The following is a 17745-nucleotide window of genomic DNA, read 5'->3' on the forward strand; positions in this document are numbered from 1 at the left end:
GCAACGCGGGTCAGTAGGAGGCGCGCGGGGCGCCACCCGCCGCCGAACCGGCGCTGCCCGTCTCGCCTGCCGATCCGCCCGAGAATCGGTCGGCCAGCGCTTCCGAGGCGCGCGCGACGATCGAGACGTCCGCGCCGACGGCGACGAACGCCGCGCCGGCCTCGAGGTAGCGCTCGGCCTCCTCGGGCACGAACGCGTTGACCCCCGCGGGCTTGCCCGCACGCCGTGCCGCGCGCAGCGACGCGAGCACGGCCTCGACGACCTCCGGGTGCGACGGCTCGCCGAGGCGCCCCATGGACGCGGCGAGGTCGGCGGGCCCGACGAAGATCGCATCGACGCCGTCGACGGCCACGATGTCGTCGACCGCGGCGACGGCCGCCGCCGACTCGACCTGCACCGTGAGGCTGATCGTCGCCGAGGCGTCCCGCAGGTACGCCGGCACTCGATTCCACCGCGACGAGCGCGCGAGCGACGCACCGACGCCGCGCACGCCCTCGGCCGGGTAGCGGATGGCGCGAACGAGCTCCGCCGCCTGGTCCGCCGAGTCCACCATGGGCACCAGGAGGTTCTGCGCGCCGAGGTCGAGCACCTGCTTGATGATCACGGTGTCGCCGATGGGCACGCGTACCACCGGCGCGACCGGATACGCGGAGACCGCGTAGAGCTGCGCGAGGATCGACTCGAGACCGTTGGGGGAGTGCTCGCCGTCGATCAGCACCCAGTCGACGCCGCTGCCGGCGACGATCTCGGCCATGACCGGGCTGCCGGAGCAGGCCCACAGGCCGATCAGCGGGTGGTCGGCGGCCGAGAGACGGGCCGCGAAGGTCTCGGGGAGGTTCATGCGAATCGGCACGTGATCGCCCCCAGGGGTCCGTACTCGGCGTGGACCGTGTCGCCGCGCTCGACCCACATCGGCCGCGTGAACGAGCCCGCGAGGATGATCTCGCCGGCCTCGAGCGACTGCCCGTGCTGCGCGAGCTTGTTCGCGAGCCAGGCCACACCCATGGCGGGGTGGCCGAGCACCGCACCCGCGACGCCGGACTCCTCGATAGTCTCGTTGCGGTACAGCAGCGCCGGCACCCAGCGCAGGTCGACCGCGTCGACCTTCACCGGCGTGCCGCCGACGACCATGGCGCCCATCGCCGCGTTGTCGGAGATCGTGTCGACGATCGTGCGGCCCTGCAGCTCGATGTGGGAGTTGAGGATCTCGAGCGCCGGCACGACGTAGGCGGTCGCATCGAGCACGTCGAAGATCGTGGTGCCCGGCCCGCGCAGCGCCTTGGACAGCACGAAGGCGAGCTCGACCTCGATGCGTACGTTGGAGAAGCGCGCGTGTTCGATCACGGCGCCCGACTCGTGGACCATGTCGTCGAGGATCACGCCGTAGTCGGGCTCGGTGATGCCCGTGGCGACCTGCATCACCTTCGAGGTGAGGCCGATCTTGCGACCGACCAGGCGCCGGCCGCCCTCGATCTGCCGGTCGGCCCAGAGGCGCTGGACGGCGTAGGCATCCTCGACCGTCATCCCGGGGTTCCGGGCGGTGAGCAGCGGGACGATCGTGCGGTCGCGGTCGGCGGCGGCCAGTTCGTCGGCGATCTCCGCGATGCGGGATGGGTCCAGCATGGGGCTCCACTTCGTCGTCGGGCGTCACCGTGATGCTACATCAGGTATCTGAAATCGTATACGTTCTGTCGCGGGAGGCGATCACGGCAGAATGGCCGGGTGAAGACGGTTCAGCTGCGCAGGTACACGCTCGTCGACGGGGAGTACGACGCCTTCGTGGCGTGGTGGACGGAATGGATGCCGCGCGTGCGGTCGGAGGCCGGGTTCACGATCGAGTTCGCCTACGGCATCCGCGAGGCGAACCAGTTCGTGTGGGCCGTGAGCGCCCCCGGCGACGCCGAGGCGTTCGTCGCCCGCGAGCAGGAGTACCTGGCGTCCGACGCGCGCGCCGCGGCCTTCGACGGGGTGCCGCAGCGCGTGGCCGTCTACGACATCGCGCTCGTCGACGACCTCGTGGCCTGACGTCGCCGCGGCGGAATCCGCTCGCCCCCGCACCCGCCGCCATGTACACCGGGCGGCATGCGCGCCGCCGCTATCATCGAGGCATCCCCTTCGGAAACCCCGTGGTCGACGCTGCCACCACCGCGCTCGGCCGCACGATGGCCGACGACGCCCACGCTCGCGGCCGAGAGGACACGCCGTGAGCCACGAGTTCGACGCCCGCCGTGAGGAATGGATCTCCCGAGAGGAGCAGGCCGAGCGGATGATCCCGCTGATCGGCAGCCTCTACCGTCGCCACGGCGTCGTGACCTCGATCCACGGCCGCCGCCTCATCAACCGCTCCGCGGTCGAGCTGCTCAAGGCGCACCGCTTCGCGCGCCAGGCCGGCGACGTCGAGCTCGACCTCGACGACACCACCCGCGTGCTGGAGGCGCTCACCGAGATCGCCCCCGGTCCCGCCTCCATCGATGTCGCGCGCCTCGTGTCGCGCTTCCACGCCGCCGAGCCCGGCACCGACCTGGTCGACTTCCTCCGCGGCGAGCTCGCCCCGGTGCTCGTCGACGCCGGCGAGCCCGCGGCATCCGGCACCGACGTCGTGCTGTACGGCTTCGGTCGCATCGGGCGGCTCCTCGCCCGCATCCTCATCGCCCACGCCGGCGGCGGCCAGAACCTGCGCCTGCGGGCGATCGTCGTGCGCAAGGGCGCCGAGAACGACCTGCAGAAGCGCGCGAGCCTGCTGCGCCGCGACTCGGTGCACGGTCCCTTCCAGGGCACCATCACGGTCGACGAGGAGGCGAACACGATCCTCGCGAACGGCACGCTCATCCAGGTGATCTACTCCGACGACCCGGGCACCATCGACTACACCGCCTACGGCATCTCGGACGCGATCGTCGTCGACAACACGGGCCGCTGGCGCGACGAGGCCGGCCTCAGCCGCCACCTGGAGTCGAAGGGCGTCGCCCGGGTGCTCCTCACCGCGCCGGGCAAGGGCGCGATCAAGAACATCGTGCACGGCATCAACCACGACGCCATCGCCGACGACGACCGCATCCTCTCGGCCGCGTCGTGCACGACGAACGCCATCACGCCCGTGCTCGCCGCCATCGACGACGCGTACGGCATCGTCCGCGGCCACGTCGAGACCGTGCACTCGTTCACGAACGACCAGAACCTGATCGACAACTTCCACAAGGGCGACCGCCGCGGGCGCTCGGCGGTGCTCAACATGGTCATCACCGAGACCGGCGCGGCGAAGGCGGTCTCGAAGGCGCTGCCGGCCCTCGAGGGCAAGCTCACCGGGTCCGCGATCCGCGTGCCCACGCCCGACGTGTCGCTCGCGATCCTGAACCTCCAGCTCGAGCGCCCGACCGACAAGGCGGCGCTGAACGCCTACCTCCGGCAGGTCTCGCTCACGTCGCCGCTGCGCCAGCAGGTCGACTACATCGAGTCGGCCGAGGTCGTCTCGACCGACTTCGTCGGCAGCCACCGCGCCGGCATCGTCGACGGACTCGCGACGATCGCCGACGGCACCGACGTCGTGCTCTACGTCTGGTACGACAACGAGTACGGCTACTCCTGCCAGGTGGTGCGCGTCATCGAGGCCATGGCGGGCACCCACCCGATGGTCCTGCCCGAGCGCCAGCCGGTGCGCGTCGAGCAGGTCGTCGCGGCATCCGTGCCCGAGGTCGCCGAGGTCGGCTGAGCGGATGCCGCGGCCCGGCGCACGCGCCTAGGCTGATGGCATGACCCGAGAAGCCGTCATCGTCGACGTCATCCGAACCCCGGTCGGGCGCGGCAAGCCCGGAGGGCAGCTCAGCGGCATCCACCCCGTCGACCTGCTCGCGGGCGTGCTGAACGCGCTCGTCGACCGCAACGACCTCGATCCCGGGCTCGTCGACGACGTCATCGGCGGGTGCGTCAGCCAGGTGGGCGAGCAGTCGTACAACATCGTCCGCAACGCGGTGCTCGCCGCCGGCTTCCCCGAGACCGTGCCCGGCACCACGATCGACCGGCAGTGCGGGTCGAGCCAGCAGGCCGCGACCTTCGCGGCGCAGGCGATCATGGCCGGACAGGCCGACATCGTCGTCGCGTGCGGCGTCGAGTCGATGAGCCGGGTCCCGCTCGGCTCGAGCGCCGCGGGCGCCGACCCGTACGGCTCGCGGGTGCGGGAGCGGTACCCCGAGGGACTCGTCAACCAGGGCGTCTCCGCCGAGCTCATCGCCGAGAAGTGGGGGTTCTCGCGCGAGCAGCTCGACGAGTTCGCGGCGCGTTCGCACGCGCTCGCCGCGGCGGCGGGGGAGTCCGGCGCGTTCGCGACCGAGGTCGTGCCCGTGCCGGGTGTCGACGCGCTCGTCGACGAGACGGTCCGCCCCGCGACCACGGTCGACTCGCTCGCCGGCCTCAACCCGGCCTTCCGCACCGATCGGCTCGCCGAGCGCTTCCCCGAACTCGACTGGCGCATCACGCCCGGCAACTCGTCACCGCTCACCGACGGCGCGTCGGCCGCGCTCATCATGAGCGCCGAGGCCGCCGAACGGCTCGGGCTCGCGCCGCGCGCCCGGTTCCGCGCGTTCTCGGTGGTCGGCAGCGACCCGCTGTACATGCTCACGGGCGTGATCCCGGCGACGGCGAAGGTGCTCGACCGCGCCGGCCTCACCCACGACGACATCGACGCGTACGAGGTCAACGAGGCGTTCGCGTCGGTGCCGCTCGCGTGGCTCGCCGACACGGGGGCGGATGCCGCGAAGCTCAACCCCCGCGGCGGCGCCATCGCGCTGGGCCACGCGCTCGGTTCGAGCGGCACGCGCCTGCTGACGACGCTCGTGAACCAGCTCGAGGCGACCGGCGGGCGGTACGGACTGCAGACCATGTGCGAGGGCGGCGGCATGGCGAACGCCACCGTCATCGAACGCGTCTGACCCGCAACCCCTGCCGAGGGGTCGCGACACGCCGCCCGGCCGATTCGGCTCGCGGCGTGTCGCGTCCCCTCGGGGAACACCGGACGACACCCACCGAAGGAGAGACATGGAACTCAGCGGAGCATCCGCGATCGTGACCGGCGGCGCGTCGGGCCTCGGCCGCGCGACGGCCGAGGCCCTCATCGACGGCGGCGCGCACGTCGTGATCGTCGACCTGCCAGGCCCGCGCGGCGACGAGGCCGCCGCGGCGCTCGGCGAGCGGGCGCGGTTCGTGGCCGCCGACGTGGCCGACGAGGCGCAGGTCGCCGAGGCGGTCGCCGCGGCATCCGCCCTCGCGCCCCTGCGCGTCGCCGTGAACTGCGCGGGAATCGTCACCGCGAACCGCACGGTCGGCCGCGACGGGCCGGCACCGCTCGACGCGTTCGAGCGCACGATCCGCGTGAACCTCATCGGCACCTTCAACGTGCTGCGGCTCGCGGCGGCCGCGATGGCCGAGACCGAGCCCGTGACGGCCGGCGTTCCGGGCGGTCCGCAGACCGCCGAGCGCGGCGTGATCGTCAACACCGCCTCGGTCGCCGCCTTCGACGGCCAGATCGGCCAGGCCGCCTACTCGGCGTCGAAGGCCGGCGTGGCCGGCATGACGCTGCCCGTCGCCCGCGACCTGTCGAAGCTGCTGATCCGCGTCGTCACGATCGCGCCCGGCATCTTCGAGACGCCCATGATGGCCGGCATGCCCGACGACGTGCGCACCTCGCTCGAGCAGCAGGTGCCGCACCCGTCGCGCCTGGGCCACCCCGCCGAGTACGCGGCCCTGGTGCGATCGATCGTGGCGAACCCGATGCTGAACGGCGAGGTGATCCGACTCGACGGCGCGATCCGCATGCAGCCGAAGTAGGCCCGGCCCGAGACGACACGAGCGGATGCCGCGGGGGAGCGCCCCGCGGCATCCGCTCGTTCGACGCCCGATCAGATGCGGCCGAGGGTGAGCGCCGAACCGCCGCGCCCGCGCACCGTCTTGACGACCCCGTCGATGACGTCCCACACGGCGATACCCACGAACACGACGACCAGGACGGTCGTGGTGACGGCGCCGGCCCCGTCCCACGGCCAGCCGATCACGTCGAGGAACGCCGGATTGAACAGCTGCTCCGTGGCGAGCAGCCAGAGCGCGGGCACCGTGAACGCGACGTTCAGGACGAGGTTCGCGATCGCGAGCGGCCAGTTCCAGCCCCAGAGGTAGATCGCCACGGCGAATAGCATCTCGAGGACGATGAGCACCAGGAAGTACGGCAGCCAGAACGACCACAGCTCGGGGTCGAGCACCGGGATCTCCTGGCCGGGGCCCCCGAAGGACGGCGGCCGGACCTGCTGCCAGACGATCACCACGGCGAACAGGCCGAGGAACACGAGCGACGCGATGAGGTCGCCGAGGCGCCCCGCGCGACCCTCGTCGCGGATCTCGGGCAGCTGGTCGGGGGTCCACCGCTCGACCGCCTTCGTGCCGGGGGTGCGCTCGAGGATCGCGAACACGAGGGTGACCCAGAACGCGAGGTGCACGACGAGCGCGAGCACGACGCCCACAACCTCGGCGGCGACCTCGCCCGGTCCGGCGCCGGAGAGCAGTTGCGCGAGCAGCACCGCCGCGGCCGTGATCGGCAGGACGATCGCGTACAGCAGGGTCAGCAGCCGCTTCCACGCGAGGAAGTAGCGCGGACCGATGAGCTGCAGCGGCCGGTCGATGTAGGCCGCCGCGAGGGCGGCCGGATCGCCGAGCTCGCGCAGCACGGCGTCCTCGGCGTCGGCGGCGGTCGTCGGGGCACCATCCGCGGAGGCCGCGAGCCGGGCGTCGATCTCGTCGGCGATGCGCTCGCGCAGCTCGCGGGCGAACTCGTCGCGCTGGGTCTCCGGCAGGTGACGCGCGGCCGCAGCGACGTAGCGGTCGGTGAGCGTGGCGGTCGGGGTGGTCATCGGTCGTCTCCCGAGGTCAGCCGGGTCAGGGCCCGGTCGATGTTCTTCCAGTCGGCGGTGAGGACGCCCGCGAGCTGCTCGCCCGCGGGGCTCGTGCGGTAGAACTTGCGAGGTCGGGCCTCGTCGGTGTTCCACTCGCTCGTGAGGAGGCCCTGCTTCTCGAGTCGTCGCAGCAGCGGGTAGAGCGTGTTGGCGTCGACCGTGATGCCGAGCTCGTTGAGCGACTCGAGCAGGGCGTATCCGTAGTCGGGCTCGCGCAGCCGCACGAGGCAGCCGAGCACGACCGTGCCGCGGCGCAGCTCCTGCAGGTGCCCGGCTGTCGTGTCATCCGTACTCATGCCATGCACTGTACTGTGTGACGCACACTATCGCAAGACAGCCATCAACGGATGCCACCCTCTCCACCCCTCGCCCCACTCCCGTTCTCAGGAGCGCTCGCCCAAACGGGCCGCTGCTCAGGAGGACACGCCGTCCCGCGCAGCGACGCGCCGCAGGGACTCCTGAGAAACGCGGCTACTCGGTGGCGTGCGCCTCGAGGAAGGCGTAGACCTCGGCGTCGTCCACGCCGGGGAACGTGCCCGACGGGAGCGGGGAGAGGACGTGCGCGTGCAGTCGCGCGCTCGGCCACGCCCGGCCCGCCCATCGCTCGGCCAGGCCGTCGGGTGCGCGCCGGCAGCACGACTCGTCGGGGCACGTCGACGTCGCGCGCACCGTGGTCTCGCGGCCGCGGAACCACTTCGCCTGGTTGAACGGCACGCCCACCGTGATGGAGAACTCCGTGGCATCCGTGTGCCCGGTCTGCGTCGCGTCCCAGAAGGTGCCGGCGGGCGTGTCGGTGTACTGGTAGTTCTCCGTGGTCCGGTTGGTGTGCTCGAACGCGCGCCGCGCGCTCCAGTGCTTGCACACCCACTGGCCCTCGATCGACCCCGTGACATCCGTCGGCAGCGGCAGGCCGTCGTTCTCGTACCCCTTGAGGAGGGCGCCGTCGCCCGCGACCCTGAGGAAGTGGACCGTCATGTCGAGGTGACTGGTCGCGAGGTTCGTGAAGCGCAGGGCCGCGGCCTCGTGCGTGACGCCGAACGCGTCGCGGAAGTCCTCGATCGCGAGTCGCTTCTCCTTCTTCGCCTGCTGGAGGAACGCGACCGAGGCCTCCTGTGGCATGAGGCACGCCGCCGCGAAGTAGTTGATCTCGAGCCGCTGCCACAGGAACTCGTCGTAGCTCGCCGGGGGCGTGTGGCCGAGCAGCCGGTGCGCCATCGCCTGCAGCGCCATCGACCGCAGGCCGTGCCCACCCGGGATGGAGGCCGGCGGCAGGTAGATGCGGCCGTTCTCCAGGTCGGTGATCGAGCGCGTCGAGTCCGGCAGGTCGTTGACGTAGATGAGCTGGAATCCGAGCTGCTCGGCCATGACGCTCACCTCGCGGTGGGTGAGGGCGCCCGACCGGTGCCCCGAGGCGCGCACCCGTTCCTCGGCGAGGTCCTCGATCTCGGGCAGGAAGTTCGCGCGTTCGCGCATGCGCTCGCGCAGGTCGGTGTTGGCGCGACGCGCCTCCTCCGGCGTCGCGATCGCCTCGGTCGCGCGGCGCTCGAGCTCGTGGTGCAGCCCGACGATGGCCTCGAGGGACTCGTCGGTCATGCCGCGCGTCGGCTTCACGTGCGGCAGGCCAAGTGCCGCATACAGCGGGCTGGCCTGCACGCGCGCGAGTTCGAGTTCGAGCGCGGCCCGACGGCTCGGCGCCTCGCGCGAGAGCAGGTCGGCCAGGTCGACGCCGAGCGTCGTCGCGAGCGCGTCGAGCGTCGACAGCTTCGGTTCGCGCTTGCCGTTCTCGATGAGCGAGAGCTGGCTGCCCGCCAGCCCCACGGCGGCGCCGAGCTGGTCGAGGGTGAGGCCGCGTTCACCGCGGTAGTGGCGGATGCGGTGGCCGAGCGTGGCCAAGTCCGGGCTGCCGAGCTTCATGCCTTGAGAATATCGAAAGATCCGCGATTCTTAACATCCGATTTCGTCGAACGGATGCCGCTTCTGCTCGCAGACTTGAAGCACATCACCGATCCCGGTGCTTCCCGATCCTCCACGAAGGGACGACGATGACCATCTCCGACTTCACCGTCAACGGCCCCGGCACCGCCGCCGGCGAGCACGCGCACCAGCGGGGCACGACGGACCCGGCACTCAAGGCCTGGGTCGCCGAGATCGCCGCCCTGACCAAGCCCGACGAGATCGTCTGGTGCGACGGATCCAAGCGCGAGGCCGACGAGCTCACCCGGCAGCTCGTCGCGGAGGGCAAGCTCATCAAGCTCAACCCCGAGTGGCGGCCCAACAGCTACCTGGCCCGCACCGACCCGTCGGATGTCGCGCGCGTGGAGGACCGCACGTTCATTTGCTCCACCTACGAGGAGGACGCGGGCCCGACCAACAACTGGCGCGACCCGCACGCGATGCGCGAGGAGCTCACCGAGGTCTTCGACGGCTCGATGAAGGGCCGCACGATGTACGTCGTGCCGTTCTCGATGGGCCCGCTCGGCGGCGACATCAGCCAGCTCGGCGTGGAGATCACCGACTCGCCGTACGTCGTGCTGTCGATGGGCATCATGACGCGCATGGGCGAGCAGGTCTACCGCCTCATCGAGGCGGGCGAGCCGTGGGTGCGCACCATCCACTCGGTCGGCTACCCGCTCGTCGACGGCGTCGGGCACCGCCGCGAGGACGTCGAGTGGCCCTGCAACGAGACGAAGTACATCGTCCAGTTCCCCGACTCGCGTGAGATCTGGTCGTACGGCTCGGGCTACGGCGGCAACGCGCTGCTCGCCAAGAAGGCCTTCGCGCTGCGCATCGCGAGCGTCATGGCGCGCGACGAGGGATGGCTCGCCGAGCACATGCTGCTCATCAAGATCACCTCGCCCGAGGGCAAGGCGTACCACGTGGCGGCCGCGTTCCCGTCGGCCTGCGGCAAGACCAACCTGGCGATGCTGCAGCCCACGATCCCCGGCTGGAAGGTCGAGACCATCGGCGACGACATCGCCTGGATGCGGCCCGGCGAGGACGGCCGCCTCTACGCGATCAACCCCGAGGCCGGCTTCTTCGGCGTCGCGCCGGGTACGGGCGAGTCGACCAACCCGACGGCCGTGCAGACGCTCTGGGGCAACACGATCTTCACGAACGTCGCGCTCCGGCCCGACGGCGACGTCTGGTGGGAGGGGCTCACCGACGAGGCGCCGGCCGAGCTCATCGACTGGGAGGGCAAGCCCTGGACGCCCGCGTCCGGCCGTCCCGCCGCGCACCCGAACTCGCGCTTCACGGTCGCCGCCGCGCAGTGCCCGCAGATCTCCGACGACTGGGACGCCCACGACGGCGTGCCGGTCGACGCGATCCTCTTCGGCGGCCGCCGGGCGACCAACGTGCCGCTCGTCGCCGAGGCGCGCAGCTGGAAGCACGGCGTCTTCATGGGCGCGACCATCTCGTCCGAGCAGACGGCCGCGGCCGAGGGCACGGTCGGCGAGCTCCGCCGCGACCCGTTCGCGATGCTCCCGTTCTGCGGCTACAACATGGCCGACTACTGGGGCCACTGGGTCAAGATGGGCCGCATCCTCGACGCGAACGTGCCGAAGATCTTCCAGGTCAACTGGTTCCGCAAGGGCCATGACGGCAAGTTCCTCTGGCCCGGGTTCGGCGAGAACTCGCGGGTGCTCGAGTGGATCGTCGGTCGCATCGAGGGCACGGCCGAGGCGCGTGAGACGCCGATCGGCCTCCTGCCGGCCGACGGGTCGCTCGACCTCGACGGCCTCGACCTGCCCCAGGAGACCCTCGACGAGCTCTTCGAGGTCGACCCCACGACCTGGCTCGTCGAGTGCGACCTGACCGAGGAGTACTTCGAGCAGTTCGGCGACCGCGTGCCGGCGGCGCTCCGCGCCGAGCTGTCGAGCCTGCGGTACCACCTGCAGCAGCAGACCACCTCGGCCTGACGGCCGACGGCGACGGATGCCGCGGGCGCGGCGTGCACGGGAAGGCGCGCCACGCCCGCGGCATCCGTCGTCTCGTCATGCCCCGGCGCTACCGTGAGCCGCGGAGGGGCGCATGGAGTTCGGCACGGTCATCACCACGGTCGGCGAGGTCATCGACGTGCTCGGCGTCGCCGCGATCGTGGTCGGCGTCCTCTACGCGCTGGCGGATGCCGCGATCCGCCGCGTCCGGCGGATGGGCCCCGTCTACGCGAGGTTCCGTCGCGTGCTCGGGCGCGGCATCCTGGTCGGCCTCGAGCTCCTCGTCGCCGCCGACATCATCCGCACGGTCGCGGTGACGCCGACCATCGAGTCGGTGAGCGTGCTCGCCCTCATCGTCGTGATCAGGACCTTCCTCAGCTGGTCGCTCGAGGTCGAGATCTCGGGCCGCTGGCCGTGGCAGAAGGCGCGCGCCGGCGCCGTCGAGGCGGATGGCGGCGAGGATCGAGCCGGGCCGCCGCCGGCGACGGCGACCGCGAGCCGGGTCTAGGCGCGAGGTCGAGCGCCCGAGTCGAGCGGCCACACCGCGACCACCGTGCGCATCGCGCGGCCCTCGGGCGGCCGCAGGTCGACGAGCGCCGCCTGGCGCAGCGGCACCGAGCTTCCCGGTGGAACGGAACCGTGCGAGGTGTCGGTGACATGCGGCCGGTAGTCCGCGCGCGCCCGCGCGACATCCACGTCGGCCTCGCGCAGGGCGGCCAGCAGTCGGACGCGCATCGCCCCGAGCGGCCCGTCGTCGCGGAGCAGGGTCACGGGGACGGTTCGCCGCGTGCCGAACATCGCCCGATCGACGGCGGCCGCCTCGATCTCGCGTCGGCCGTGCAGCACGGGACCGAGCAGCGCGACCACCCAGCCGGCGTCGCGGTGCGTCTCGAACGGCTCGACGACGGTGACGTGCAGCGGCCACGCCGACACCGGGAACGCGTCGCCGGCGGCGAGCGGCTCGAGCGGCAGGACGACGGCGAAGCGGCCCATGTCCCCAGCGTAGGCGGGGCACGGGCCGCTGCAGTCCGGTCAGATGCCGGCTTCGCCGAACAGGTCGAGGAGCGCGTCCGGCGCGAACCGGATCTCGACCGACCCGGTCGGGCCGCCGCCCGCGGTGCCGACCCACAGGCCCGAACCCTCGTGCACGCGCATCCAGCCGTCGCGGAACACGACGTCGGCGCCGAACACGATGCCGAGCACGGGCGACTGGCCGGCACGCACCGCGATCGATCCCTCCACGTCGTGCTCGGCACGGGCGTCGACGTCCTCGCGTGCCTCGACGCCGACGAGCGGACGGACCACGGGCGTGGCGAAGCCGGGCGCGTCGAACGGGCTCGCGGATGCCGCATCCGGCACCACCCCGACGTGCACGCTCGTCGAGGCCAGCGCCGTCTCGGCCCGACCGTCGAGCACGAGGCGGCTGCCGACGCGGAAGCGGTAGAAGACGCGACCGTCCGCCGGCGCGGTCGGCAGCACCACGGCGCTCGCCCAGTTGCGGGACCACGCGAGCGGTTCGCCCTGCCGGTTGGGCGCGTCGTAGAGGCTCGCGGTGATGCGCACCGCGCCGTCCGTGCGGGTCGGCGCGGACCGCAGCGAGCTGTGGCGTTCACCGGCGGGCGTCACGGTGCGCGCCTGCTCGAAGGCGGGCAGGCGCTGGGTGTCCCACTCGCGCAGCCACGCCTGCAGGCGGGCGCGGAGCGCGTCGAAGTCCGGGCCGGTCTCGGGTGCGGCGTCGGTGGGCGGTGCGGTGAGCACGGCGGCGAGGTCGCGTGCGGGCAGCGCGCGGTCCGCGCTGCGGGGGGCGTCGAGCATGGTCATGGTGGTCCTCCGTCGATGCGGCGCGGGCGCGCCGGGTGACTCGAATGGAGGACACGCTACGAACCGCGGTCGCCCGCGGCATCCGCGTACGCCCCGGAATCGGGTGGGGGCCAGCCCTGAGCCGCGCCTGGGGGTGCGCCGCGGCCGACGGTCAGACGAGCAGCTGGTGCTCGGCCAGCTCGCGGTACAGCGGTACCGCCCGGACGAGCTCGTCGTGGGTGCCCTCGCCGATGACGCGACCCTCGTCGAGCACGATGATGCGGTCGGAGTCCACGACCGTCGACAGCCGGTGGGCGATCACGATGAGGGTGCGGCCGGCCGACACGGCGTCGATCGCCTCGCGCATCATGCGCTCGTTGACCCCGTCGAGCGACGAGGTCGACTCGTCGAGCAGCAGGATCGGCGGTGCCGCGAGCAGCGCCCGCGCGATCGCGAGCCGCTGGCGCTCGCCGCCGGAGAGCATGATCCCGTTCTCGCCGACCTCGGCGTCGAGCCCGGCGGGGTCGCGCTCGAGCACGCCGCCCAGGTTGACCGCCCGGAGCACGTGCACGCACTCCTCGTCGGTCGCATCCGGGCTGCCGAGCAGCAGGTTGTCGCGGATGGTGCCGGCGAGCACCGGCGCGTCCTGCTCCACGTAGCCGATCTGGGCGCGCAGCTCGGGTCGCTCGATCGACTTCAGGTCGAGCCCTCCCATGCGGACGGTGCCGACGCTCGGGTCGTAGAACCGCTCGATGAGCGCGAGGATGGTCGACTTCCCGGCGCCGGACGGGCCGACGAGGGCGATGCGCTGCCCGCGCGGCACCCGGAACGACACGCCGCGCAGCACCGGCTGCCGGTCGGTCACGTCGAGCTCCGGCAGGTGCTCGTCGGGCGACTCGTTCGCCGGGTCGGCGGGGTCGTTCGGGGTGGTGACGGCATAGGCGAAGTGCACGTCGTCGAACTCGATCGCCGCGGCATCCGGCTGCAGGCCCTCGTTCGCGGGCCCGACCATGACGGCGCGCGGGGCGATACGGCGGTCGTGCGCGTCCTCGTCGGGCAGGTCGAGGATCTCCTGGATCCGACCGAGCGCGCCGAGCGCCTGGTTCACCGAGGTGATCGCCCCGAAGGCCTGGCCGAGCGGGAGGATCATCATGAACAGGAACAGGATGAACGCGACGAGGTCGGCGATCGTGATCGCGCCGGAGGCCACGCGGAACCCGCCGACGCCGAGCACGACGAGGAACGACACCTGCATGGCGATGCCGGCGATCGGCACGATGAGGGCTGAGATGCGGGCGACCTGGACGCCCATGCGCCACGCACCCTCGGCCTGGACGCCGACGTCGGCGACCTCGCGCTCGGTGGCCCCGGCAGCGCGGATGGTGCGCACCGACGTGATCGCGCGTTCGACCGACGCCGCCACGTCGCCGACCTTCTCCTGTGCGGCGCGAGAGGCTTCGCGGACGCGCGCCGAGAGCAGGGTGACCGTGGTGACCGCGACCGCGATGACGAGCACGGTGAGCCCGAGCAGCACGGGGTCGATGATGAGCATGGCGATGATCGCGCCGACGAACGTGACGGCGCCGCCGACGGCCTCGACGAGTCCCTGCGTGAGCACGGCCCGGAGCATCGTCGTGTCGCTGCCGACGCGGGAGACCAGGTCGCCGGTGCGGCGCGTGTCGAACTCGGCGATGGGCAGGTGGAGGATCTTGGCGATGAGCCGCTTCCGGCTCGACAGCACGACGCCCTCGCCGGTGCGCTGCAGCAGGTAGTGCTGGTACCCCGTGATGACCGCGCTCAGGACGACGAGGCCGATGAGCGCCCACACGAGCCCGTCGAGCGCGTCGCCGGCCTCGACGATGGTGATGACCCGGCCGACGAGCAGCGGCTGGGCGAGGCTCGCGACCGCGCCGACGATCGACAGCACCGCGACAACGATCAGCACCGGCCGGTGCTCGAAGATGAACGGCAGCAGTTGCCGGAAGGTCGCACGCGGCCCGGGCGGGGTCTCGCCGCGGCGCCCGAACAGGCTGCGCCGGGCACCTGCGCCGGCTCGACCGCCGGACGGCTTCGATGCCGCCGACGTCGACGCCGACTCGTCGTCGGTCGCCGGCTCGGCGGTGCGCCGGACGGGGAGGGGGATCCCGCCGGTTCGCGCCGAGCGTGCGGTGGCCCGTTCGGCGGCGCGTGCCTCGGCTCGGGTGCCGGGGCGCATCTCGATCTCGCTCATCTCGTCTTCCTGTCGCCTGGCGCACGACCGGGGCATCCGTCCACCCGGCCGCGGGCCGCCTTGCAGCATACGTCGGGCGGCTGGGAACCGGACGCGGATCCCGTCAGCCTGTGGACGGCTCCGCCATCGCCGGGGCGCTCGGCGATACGCTCGGCGCAGACCGCCCGGCGACGTCGCCGCGGTCGCACCGACCGAAGGGGCCTCGTCGTGACCCGATTCCCGTTGCCCGTCGCCGCCGCGGCGGCGCTCGCCCTGACCCTCGGCGGGTGCGCCGCCGTGGAGCCCGGAGCGACGGCCGCGCCCGCGCCCGCGTCGCCCGAGCGGGCCGGGGCGACCGCGCCGTCCTCTGCTGTCGAGCCGGCAGAGCTGCCGAACGGCGTCATCGGCCGGGCGACGCTGGTCGGCGCCGACGGCTCGGTCGCCGTGTCGGTCGAGGTGTCGCGATCCGGCGACGACCTCCTCGAGATCCGGTCCCTGCCCGCCCCAGGACTCGATCTCGAGAGGACCGAGCTCATGCTCGCGCCCCGCCCCCTCGCCGACGACGCGACGTGCTTCGACGAGGGAATGCGGTACGGACTCGGGACCCCTGTCGAGGGCGAACCGGCGCGATGGGGTGTCGCCGACCTCGGCGAGGGCGATCCGTCCTTCCTCGACGAGGCGGTCCTGGTCCGCGGTCCCGCGGAGGCGACGGCGGAGACCGAGTGCTTCGCCGACATCGTCGCGCGCGGGCCGATCGAGTGGACGTTCGCGCCGCTGCGGACCGGTCTCGTCGCATCCGACGCCGGTGCCACGGGCGGTGCCCGGGGTGACGCGACGGTCGAGGACGGCGCACCGGTCGCCTACACGGTCGCTCGTGACGACCTCATCGACGAGGTCGCGGCGAGGTTCGGGATCACGGCCGGCGACCTGCTCTACCTCAACCCCGACCGCAGTCCGCCGGGCGGCGTGAGCACGCTGCACCCCGGCGAAGTGCTCAACCTCGTCGTCGAGCGTCGCTGAGGCACGTCGGCGTCAGGCGGGCGAGCCCGCGCCGGGCGACGTGATGACGGATGCCGCGGCGGCATGCCCCGCGAGGCAGCCCGCCGTCGCATCCGCCCCGCCGATCGCGGCCGCGAGGTACCCCGCCGCGAACGCGTCGCCCGCCCCGGTCAGGTCGCGGACCCCGTCGACGGGCGCCACGGGCACGCGCGCGACGAGCACGCCGTCGTCGAACACCTCGGTCGGGTGGGGTCCGTGCTTCACGACGAGCCGACGGGCGACGGATGCCGCCACCGGGCCGCCGCCCGCGACGCCGAGCAGCTCGGCCTCGGTCTCGTTCGCCAGCAGCACGTCGGGTCGCAGCTCGGCGTACCAGCCCAGCACCCGTTCCACGCCGAGCCCGTCGAGCAGGCCGGTCGACGACGCGTCGAGCGAGACCCGGGCGCCGCGACCGCGGGCCAGGCCGATGAGCCGGCGCACCTCGGACCGCATGGGTTCGTGCTCGAGGCCGTAGCTCGGCGCGTGCAGCCACGCCGCCCCGTCGAGCCAGCCGGTGTCGACCCCGTGCAGCTCGGCCGCCGCCGCGCGATCCGGGAACATCGTGCGCTCGCCGTCGGGCGCGACGATGAGCACGACCGCGCCGGTGCGCCCGTCGCGCTGGACCCGCACCTCGGCGCCCGACGCGGCGAGGGCGGTCTCGAGCGCGCGTCCCGCGGCGTCGTCGCCGACCCGGCCGATGAATCGCGTCGGCGTGCGGGACGCCGCGTGCGAGGCGACGTTCGCCGCGCTCCCGCCGCGAGCACGGAACACCTGCGCCGCCGAATCGGTCGCGGCGCGGATCGGCTCCGTCGCCCACACGACGATGTCCTCGAGCAGATCGCCGACGACCACGAGGACGCCCGGCGCCGCGGACTCAGCCGGCGAGGTCACGCGCGATCTCCGCGCCGAGCCGGGCGTTGCCGCGGTAGACGGCGAGGTTCACCTCGAGGCTCCGTCCGCCGGTCGCGCGCTGCACGAAGTCGAGCAGGAACGGGGTCGTGTCGTGGCCGGTGACACCCGCGGCATCCGCTGCCGACAGCGCCTCGGCGAGGACGCGCTCGTGCTCCGCCGGATCGAGCTGCTCCGACTCGGCGATCGGGTTGGCGACCAGGACGGCCGCGTCGAGCCCGAGCTCGTCGCGCGCCCGGGCGACGTCCGCGGCATCCGTCGCCGATTCGACCCGCGCCGGCACCGGGAAGCCGGAGTCGGCGACGTAGAACCCCGGGTACCGGTCGGTGCGGTAGCCGACGACGGTGATGCCGAGGGTCTCGAGCCGCTCGAGCGTCGCCGGGATGTCGAGGATGGACTTGACGCCCGCGCTCACGACCGTGATGGGCGTCGCGGCCAGGGCGGGCAGGTCGGCCGATTCGTCGAAGGTCGCGTTCGCGCCGCGGTGCACGCCGCCGAGGCCTCCGGTCGAGAACACGCGGACGCCGGCGCGGTGCGCGAGCCATGCCGTGGCTGCGACGGTGGTCCCCGCGTCGAGCCGTCGCGCGCGGGCGACGGGCAGGTCGCGGGTGCTCGCCTTCACGACGGACTCCGACGCGCACAGCCGCTCGATCTCCGCGGTCTCGAGCCCGACCGTCGGCACGCCGTCGACCACGCCGATGGTGGCGGGCTCGACGCCTGCCTCGCGGACGAGCGCCTCGGTCTCCAGCCCGACCTCGAGGTTCCGGGGGCGGGGGAGCCCGTGCGTGAGGATCGTCGACTCGAGGGCGAGCACGGGGCGTCCGGCGGCGACGGCGGCGCGCACCCGATCGGCGATGCGGATGCCGGCGGAGGGGGCGGTCTGCATGCGCCTCATGCTATGTCGGCCGCCGGGTCTAGG

17 protein-coding genes are annotated in these 17745 nt (G+C 72.8%); 7 read left to right on the plus strand and 10 right to left on the minus strand.

The features are described from left to right. Positions 1 to 10 precede the first annotated feature (10 nt). Both M1L56_RS03910 and hpaH read right to left on the minus strand, forming a co-directional pair. Complete coding sequence (locus M1L56_RS03910) at positions 11 to 841, minus strand: HpcH/HpaI aldolase/citrate lyase family protein (RefSeq protein ID WP_282573206.1); 831 nt, start codon at positions 839 to 841, stop codon at positions 11 to 13. Then, positions 838 to 1623, minus strand: a complete 786-nt coding sequence (hpaH, locus tag M1L56_RS03915; protein ID WP_248598252.1) for a 2-oxo-hept-4-ene-1,7-dioate hydratase — start codon at positions 1621 to 1623, stop codon at positions 838 to 840. Before hpaH ends, M1L56_RS03910 begins: the two co-directional genes overlap by 4 nt. Positions 1624 to 1722: 99 nt before the next feature. Here hpaH and M1L56_RS03920 point away from each other — a divergent pair, with 99 nt between their 5' ends. The 4 genes from M1L56_RS03920 to M1L56_RS03935 all read left to right on the plus strand — a co-directional run bounded on the left by M1L56_RS03920 (position 1723) and on the right by M1L56_RS03935 (position 5820). After that, complete coding sequence (locus M1L56_RS03920) at positions 1723 to 2025, plus strand: hypothetical protein (protein WP_248598253.1); 303 nt, start codon at positions 1723 to 1725, stop codon at positions 2023 to 2025. A 178-nt stretch (positions 2026 to 2203) separates the two neighbouring features. Continuing rightward, on the plus strand, positions 2204 to 3709 hold the full coding sequence (locus M1L56_RS03925) for a glyceraldehyde-3-phosphate dehydrogenase (RefSeq protein WP_248598254.1): 1506 nt from the start codon (positions 2204 to 2206) through the stop codon (positions 3707 to 3709). Between the two features lie 40 nt (positions 3710 to 3749). Beyond that, complete coding sequence (locus M1L56_RS03930) at positions 3750 to 4925, plus strand: thiolase family protein (RefSeq protein WP_248598255.1); 1176 nt, start codon at positions 3750 to 3752, stop codon at positions 4923 to 4925. 106 nt (positions 4926 to 5031) lie between these two features. Then, a complete protein-coding gene (locus tag M1L56_RS03935; RefSeq protein WP_067947936.1) occupies positions 5032 to 5820 on the plus strand; it encodes an SDR family NAD(P)-dependent oxidoreductase in 789 nt (262 codons plus the stop codon). A 71-nt stretch (positions 5821 to 5891) separates the two neighbouring features. Here M1L56_RS03935 and M1L56_RS03940 read toward each other — a convergent pair whose 3' ends face one another. From M1L56_RS03940 to M1L56_RS03950, 3 genes are all read right to left on the minus strand, one after another. Beyond that, a complete protein-coding gene (locus M1L56_RS03940; RefSeq protein WP_248598256.1) occupies positions 5892 to 6893 on the minus strand; it encodes a hypothetical protein in 1002 nt (333 codons plus the stop codon). Then, the gene (locus tag M1L56_RS03945) at positions 6890 to 7231 is read right to left on the minus strand and encodes a PadR family transcriptional regulator (RefSeq protein ID WP_067947940.1); all 342 of its coding nucleotides are present in this window, start codon (positions 7229 to 7231) and stop codon (positions 6890 to 6892) included. The genes M1L56_RS03940 and M1L56_RS03945 overlap by 4 nt, the downstream gene beginning before the upstream one ends. Positions 7232 to 7406: 175 nt before the next feature. Then, complete coding sequence (locus M1L56_RS03950; protein ID WP_248598257.1) at positions 7407 to 8849, minus strand: helix-turn-helix domain-containing protein; 1443 nt, start codon at positions 8847 to 8849, stop codon at positions 7407 to 7409. Positions 8850 to 8977: 128 nt separating this feature from the next. Between M1L56_RS03950 and M1L56_RS03955 the strand changes: the two genes are divergently transcribed. Continuing rightward, positions 8978 to 10852 carry a phosphoenolpyruvate carboxykinase (GTP) gene (locus M1L56_RS03955; protein ID WP_248598258.1) on the plus strand — a complete coding sequence of 625 codons (1875 nt, stop codon included), beginning with the start codon at positions 8978 to 8980 and terminating at the stop codon, positions 10850 to 10852. A gap of 112 nt (positions 10853 to 10964) precedes the next feature. Further along, a complete protein-coding gene (locus tag M1L56_RS03960; protein ID WP_248598259.1) occupies positions 10965 to 11378 on the plus strand; it encodes a DUF1622 domain-containing protein in 414 nt (137 codons plus the stop codon). Here the strand turns inward: M1L56_RS03960 and M1L56_RS03965 are convergent. The 3 genes from M1L56_RS03965 to M1L56_RS03975 all read right to left on the minus strand — a co-directional run bounded on the left by M1L56_RS03965 (position 11375) and on the right by M1L56_RS03975 (position 14900). Further along, positions 11375 to 11863 carry a 2'-5' RNA ligase family protein gene (locus M1L56_RS03965; protein ID WP_067947946.1) on the minus strand — a complete coding sequence of 163 codons (489 nt, stop codon included), beginning with the start codon at positions 11861 to 11863 and terminating at the stop codon, positions 11375 to 11377. The genes M1L56_RS03960 and M1L56_RS03965 overlap by 4 nt on opposite strands. Positions 11864 to 11902: 39 nt before the next feature. Next, positions 11903 to 12691 (minus strand): hypothetical protein, encoded by a 789-nt coding sequence (locus M1L56_RS03970; protein WP_248598260.1) that lies wholly within the window; start codon positions 12689 to 12691, stop codon positions 11903 to 11905. Between the two features lie 151 nt (positions 12692 to 12842). After that, positions 12843 to 14900, minus strand: a complete 2058-nt coding sequence (locus M1L56_RS03975) for an ABC transporter ATP-binding protein (protein WP_248598261.1) — start codon at positions 14898 to 14900, stop codon at positions 12843 to 12845. Positions 14901 to 15107: 207 nt separating this feature from the next. Here M1L56_RS03975 and M1L56_RS03980 point away from each other — a divergent pair, with 207 nt between their 5' ends. Continuing rightward, the gene (locus tag M1L56_RS03980) at positions 15108 to 15899 is read left to right on the plus strand and encodes a LysM domain-containing protein (protein ID WP_248598262.1); all 792 of its coding nucleotides are present in this window, start codon (positions 15108 to 15110) and stop codon (positions 15897 to 15899) included. A 12-nt stretch (positions 15900 to 15911) separates the two neighbouring features. Here the strand turns inward: M1L56_RS03980 and M1L56_RS03985 are convergent, their stop codons facing one another. Both M1L56_RS03985 and M1L56_RS03990 read right to left on the minus strand, forming a co-directional pair. Further along, positions 15912 to 16808 (minus strand): carbohydrate kinase family protein, encoded by an 897-nt coding sequence (locus M1L56_RS03985; protein ID WP_248598263.1) that lies wholly within the window; start codon positions 16806 to 16808, stop codon positions 15912 to 15914. Further along, positions 16792 to 17712 (minus strand): pseudouridine-5'-phosphate glycosidase, encoded by a 921-nt coding sequence (locus M1L56_RS03990; protein WP_248598264.1) that lies wholly within the window; start codon positions 17710 to 17712, stop codon positions 16792 to 16794. The genes M1L56_RS03985 and M1L56_RS03990 overlap by 17 nt, the downstream gene beginning before the upstream one ends. Between the last annotated feature and the right edge of the window lie 33 nt (positions 17713 to 17745).

It is taken from the genome of Agromyces sp. C10, assembly GCF_023217995.1.
Classification (GTDB): domain Bacteria; phylum Actinomycetota; class Actinomycetes; order Actinomycetales; family Microbacteriaceae; genus Agromyces; species Agromyces indicus.

Excerpts from the sequence above, each read along its gene's own strand:
- M1L56_RS03910 (WP_282573206.1), bottom strand. The coding sequence starts at position 841 with ATGAACCTCCCCGAGACCTTCGCGGCCCGTCTCTCGGCCGCCGACCAC.
- hpaH (WP_248598252.1), bottom strand. The coding sequence starts at position 1,623 with ATGCTGGACCCATCCCGCATCGCGGAGATCGCCGACGAACTGGCCGCC.
- M1L56_RS03930 (WP_248598255.1), top strand. The coding sequence starts at position 3,750 with ATGACCCGAGAAGCCGTCATCGTCGACGTCATCCGAACCCCGGTCGGG.
- M1L56_RS03935 (WP_067947936.1), top strand. The coding sequence starts at position 5,032 with ATGGAACTCAGCGGAGCATCCGCGATCGTGACCGGCGGCGCGTCGGGC.
- M1L56_RS03940 (WP_248598256.1), bottom strand. The coding sequence starts at position 6,893 with ATGACCACCCCGACCGCCACGCTCACCGACCGCTACGTCGCTGCGGCC.
- M1L56_RS03945 (WP_067947940.1), bottom strand. The coding sequence starts at position 7,231 with ATGAGTACGGATGACACGACAGCCGGGCACCTGCAGGAGCTGCGCCGC.
- M1L56_RS03950 (WP_248598257.1), bottom strand. The coding sequence starts at position 8,849 with ATGAAGCTCGGCAGCCCGGACTTGGCCACGCTCGGCCACCGCATCCGC.
- M1L56_RS03955 (WP_248598258.1), top strand. The coding sequence starts at position 8,978 with ATGACCATCTCCGACTTCACCGTCAACGGCCCCGGCACCGCCGCCGGC.
- M1L56_RS03960 (WP_248598259.1), top strand. The coding sequence starts at position 10,965 with ATGGAGTTCGGCACGGTCATCACCACGGTCGGCGAGGTCATCGACGTG.
- M1L56_RS03965 (WP_067947946.1), bottom strand. The coding sequence starts at position 11,863 with ATGGGCCGCTTCGCCGTCGTCCTGCCGCTCGAGCCGCTCGCCGCCGGC.
- M1L56_RS03970 (WP_248598260.1), bottom strand. The coding sequence starts at position 12,691 with ATGACCATGCTCGACGCCCCCCGCAGCGCGGACCGCGCGCTGCCCGCA.
- M1L56_RS03975 (WP_248598261.1), bottom strand. The coding sequence starts at position 14,900 with ATGAGCGAGATCGAGATGCGCCCCGGCACCCGAGCCGAGGCACGCGCC.
- M1L56_RS03990 (WP_248598264.1), bottom strand. The coding sequence starts at position 17,712 with ATGCAGACCGCCCCCTCCGCCGGCATCCGCATCGCCGATCGGGTGCGC.